Raw genomic sequence first — 4,768 nt, 5'->3', positions numbered from 1 at the left:
TGCCTGGCGCGGGAGCGGCCCGCACGGCGCTCGTGCCGTGGCAGCGGCCCGAGCGGCTCCCGCTCTCCTACGCGCAGCAGCGCCTGTGGTTCATCAGCCAGCTGGAGGGGCCGAGCGCCACCTACAACATCCCCATGGTGCTCGGCCTGTCCGGCGACACCGACCCGGACGCCCTCAACGCCGCCCTCCGCGACGTCATCGGCCGCCACGAAGTCCTGCGGACGGTCTTCCCCACCGCCGACGGCGAACCGTTCCAGCGGATCATCCCCCTCGAGGCGCTCGACTGGCGTCTCGACCTCGCCGACGTGACGGACCTCGACGCGGCGGTCGACGCGGCCGCCGAGCACCCGTTCGACCTCGCCGCCGAGGCGCCGATCCGCGCGTGGCTGTTCACCTGCGACGGCCGGAAGACTCTCGTCGTGGTCGTGCACCACATCGCCAGCGACGGCTGGTCCCTGGAGCCTCTCGCCGCCGACCTGTCGACGGCCTACCAGGCCCGCCTCGCCGGTCACGCCCCGGCGTGGCGGTCGCTGCCGGTGCAGTACGCCGACTACGCGCTCTGGCAGCGTGACCTGCTCGGCGACGAGACCGACCCCGGCAGCGTCATCTCGCGGCAGGTCGCCTACTGGCGGGATGCCCTCGCCGGTGCACCCGAGGAGCTGGAGCTCCCCACCGACCGGCGCCGCCCCGCCATGGCCGGCCACGACGGTTACATCGTGCCGGTCCGGATCGACCCGCGGCTGCACGCCCGGCTGCTCGCCGTGGCCCGGGCCGAAGGTGTCACCGTCTTCATGCTGCTGCAGGCGGGCCTCGCGGTGCTGCTGTCGAAGCTGGGCGCCGGCACGGACATCCCGATCGGTGCGGCCATTGCCGGGCGTACCGATCAGGCATTGGACGATCTGGTCGGGTTCTTCGTCAACACCCTCGTCATGCGGACCGACCTGTCCGGGGACCCGACGTTCGCGGAGCTGCTCGCCCGGGTGCGGGAGACCAGCCTCGCCGGGTTCGAGCACCAGGACGTGCCGTTCGAACGCCTCGTCGAGGAGCTCGCGCCGGCCCGGTCCCTGGCCCGTAACCCCCTGTTCCAGGTGATGCTGACCGTGCAGAACACCGCCGACGCGGTCCTCGACCTGCCGGGCGTCGAGGCAGGCGGGCAGGCCGGCGGCGCGGGCGCGACGGCGATCGAGGCGACGACGTCGGCGAAGTTCGACCTCGACCTCGTCATGATGGAGGCCTACGCCGCCGACGGTGCCGCGGCCGGGCTGCACGGCGCGCTGACCGGATCCTCGGACCTGTTCGACGCCACCACCATCGCCGGCATCGCCCGGCGATGGGTCCGGGTCCTGGAATCCGTCCTCGCCGACCCGTCCGCCCCGATCTCCGGCGTGGACGTGCTCGACCCCGCCGAACGCGACCAGATCCTCGTCGAGTGGAACGACACGGCGGTCGACGTCCCGGCCGCGATCGTCCCGGAACTCTTCGCGCTGCAGGCGCTGCGGACGCCGGACGCACCGGCGGTCGTGTTCGAGGGCGAGTCCCTGTCCTACGCGGAGCTCGACCGCCGCGCCGACCGCATCGCCGGCCTGCTGGTGAGCCGCGGCGCCGGCGCGGAGTCCCTGGTCGGCCTGTGCCTGCCGCGCGGCGCCGATATGGTCGTCGCGGCCCTCGCCGTGTGGAAGGCCGGCGGCGCCTACCTGCCGATCGACCCCGGCTACCCGGCGGACCGGATCGCCTTCATGGTCGCCGACGCGGCCCCGGTCTGCGTGCTGACCGTGTCGCCGGTCGCCGGGGTGCTGGCCGGCGTCGAGCCGGTGGTGCTGCTCGACGAGCCCATCGACGCGCCGGCCGGCTGCCCGCTGCCGGTGCGCACCGTGCCGGACCAGCTGGCGTACGTCATCTACACGTCCGGGTCGACCGGCAGGCCGAAGGGCGTCGGCGTCTCGCACGCGGCGCTCGCGAACGCGGTGGCGGTGCTCTCCCCGGTGTTCGGCGCCGCCCCCGGCGACGGGATCCTGCAGTTCGTCTCGTTCAGCTTCGACGCGTCGGTGCTCGACATCGCCGTCTCCTTGACGTCCGGCGCGGCCCTGGTGGTGGCGTCGACGGCGCAGCGGATGGAGGCCGGGTCGCTGCGCGACCTCGTCGCGGCGGCCGGGGTCCGGTCGGCGAGCGTCGTGCCGAGCCTGCTGCAGATGCTGGACCCCAGCGACCTGGCGCCGGTCCGGCGGATGCTCGTCGGCTCCGAGGGGATCTCCGTCCGGCAGGCCGAGCTGTGGTCGGCGGACCGGATGCTCGCCCACTCCTACGGCCCGACCGAGGCCGCCGTCATCATGGCGTCCTGGGTCGTGGACCACGAGCGGATGAAGACCGCCTCCGTCGTGCCGCTCGGCGGGCCGATGGGCAACACCCGCGCGTTCGTCCTCGACGAGCGCCTGTCCCCGGTGCCGGCCGGCGTCCCCGGCGAGCTGTACATCGCCGGGGCCCAGCTGGCCCGCGGGTACGTCGGCCGGGCCGGTCTGACCGCGGCCCGGTTCGTCGCCGACCCCTTCGGCAGCGGCGGCCGCATGTACCGGACCGGCGACGTGGTCCGCTGGAACGCCGACGGCCAGCTGGTCTTCGTCGGCCGCGCCGACGATCAGGTGAAGATCCGAGGGTTCCGGATCGAACCGGGCGAGATCGAAGCCGTCCTCACCGCCCACCCGCACGTCGACCGGGCCGCCGTGATCGTCCGCGACGACGCGACCGGCGGCAAGCGGCTCGTCGCCTACGTCGTCCCCGCCGGAGACGACGGCGCGGATCTGCCCGCTGTACTGCGCGGGTTCGCGGCCGACCGGCTGCCCGAATACATGGTCCCCGCGGCGGTGATGGTCCTCGCCGAGCTGCCGCTGTCGCCGAACGGCAAGCTCGACCGCAAGGCGCTGCCCGCTCCGGACTTCGCGGCGGCCACCGGCACCCGGCGCGCCCCCGCCACCGCCCGCGAGGAGCTGCTCTGCCGGGCGTTCGCCGACGTCCTCGGGGTGGACGAGGTCGGCGCCGACGACGACTTCTTCGCCCTCGGCGGGCACTCGCTCCTCGCCGTCCGCCTCGTCAGCCGGCTCCGGGCCGTCCTCGGCCTCGAGGTGTCGCTGCGGGCGCTGTTCGAGGCCCCGACACCGGCGCGGCTGGCGGAGCGGCTCCCCGGCGCGGCTGCCGCCCGACCGGCGCTGACCACCCTGACCAGGCCGGAGCGGCTGCCGCTGTCGCACGCGCAGCAGCGGCTGTGGTTCCTCTGGCAGCTGGAGGGCCCGAACGCCACGTACAACATCCCGGAGGTGCTGGGCCTCGCCGGTGCCGTGGACGCGGACGCCCTCGAGGCGGCGCTGCGGGACGTGATCGGCCGCCACGAGGTCCTGCGCACCGTGTTCCCGGCCGCGGACGGCCACCCGTACCAGCGGATCATCCCCGCCGGCGAGGTCGACTGGCGGCTGCACCGCGCGCACGTCCCGGCGGCGGACCTGCCCGGGGCGATCGAGGCGGCGGTGCAGCACCCGTTCGACCTCGCCGCCGAGGTGCCGATCCGGGCGTCCGTGTTCAGCGACGGCTCGGACGAGTCGGTGCTCGTCGTGGTCGTCCACCACATCGCCGGCGACGGCTGGTCCATGGGTCCCCTCGCCGCGGACGTGTCGGCCGCGTACCAGGCGCGCATGGCCGGACAGGCCCCGCAGTGGCAGCCGCTGCCGGTCCAGTACGCCGACTACACGCTGTGGCAGCGTGAGCTGCTCGGCGACGAGGCTGACCCCGACAGCGTCATCTCGCGGCAGGTCGCGTACTGGCGGCAGACCCTCGACGGCGCACCGGACGAGCTGACGCTGCCCGCCGACCGGCCGAGGCCCGCGACCGCGGGTCACCGCGGGCACACGGTCCCCCTGGAGCTCGACGCCCGCCTGACCGAGGCCGCCCAGGCGCAGGGCGTCACCGTCTTCATGCTGCTGCAGGCCGGTCTCGCGGTGCTGCTGTCGAAGCTGGGCGCCGGCACGGACATCCCGATCGGTGCGGCCGTCGCCGGGCGTACCGACCAGGCCCTCGACGACCTCGTCGGGTTCTTCGTCAACACCCTCGTCATGCGGACCGACCTGTCCGGGGACCCCTCCTTCGCGGAGCTGCTGGGCCGTGTACGGGAGACCGCGCTCGCCGGGTTCGAGCACCAGGACGTGCCGTTCGAGCGCCTGGTGGAGGAGCTGGCGCCGGTGCGGTCCCTGGCGAGGCACCCGTTGTTCCAGGTGATGCTGACGGTGCAGAACACCGGCGACGCGGTCCTCGACCTGCCGGGCGTCGCCACCGGTGGGCCCGGCGCGGCGGTGGAAGGCACGTCCACGTCCAGGTTCGACCTGGAGGTCGTGATGGCGGAGGGGCCGGGCGGGCTCCGTGGCACGTTCACGGGGTCCGCGGACCTGTTCGACGCCGCCACCGTGGCCGACATGGCCGGGCGCTGGGTGCGGGTCCTGGAGTCCGTCCTCGTGGACCCGGCGGTGCGACTGTCCGATGTGGATGTCCTTGGTACCGGTGAGCGTCGGCGGGTGCTGGTGGAGTGGAACGACACCGCGGTCGATCTGTCCGGCGGGACGGTTCCGGCGTTGCTGGCGGCGCAGGTGGCGCGGACGCCGGATGCGCCGGCGGTGCTGGGTGACGGCGGCCTGGTGTCGTATGCGGAGCTTGACGCGCGGGCGGCCGGCCTTGCGAGGGTCCTTGCGGGCAGGGGTGTGGGGCCGGAGTCGGTGGTTGCGGTGTGTCT

The 4,768-nt window shown here is 74.2% G+C and carries 1 protein-coding gene; it reads left to right on the top strand.

Annotated elements, in window-relative coordinates; translation table 11 throughout:
- A partial coding sequence (locus tag AB0I21_RS57065; protein WP_360574389.1) for an amino acid adenylation domain-containing protein occupies positions 1 to 4,768 on the top strand: 4,768 nt, incomplete at both ends.

The organism is Dactylosporangium sp. NPDC050588, from assembly GCF_040654975.1.
Classification (GTDB): Bacteria; Actinomycetota; Actinomycetes; order Mycobacteriales; family Micromonosporaceae; genus Dactylosporangium; species Dactylosporangium maewongense.
The sequence above is the reverse complement of the archived record's forward strand: the minus strand, read 5'-3'. Positions and strand labels throughout refer to the sequence as shown.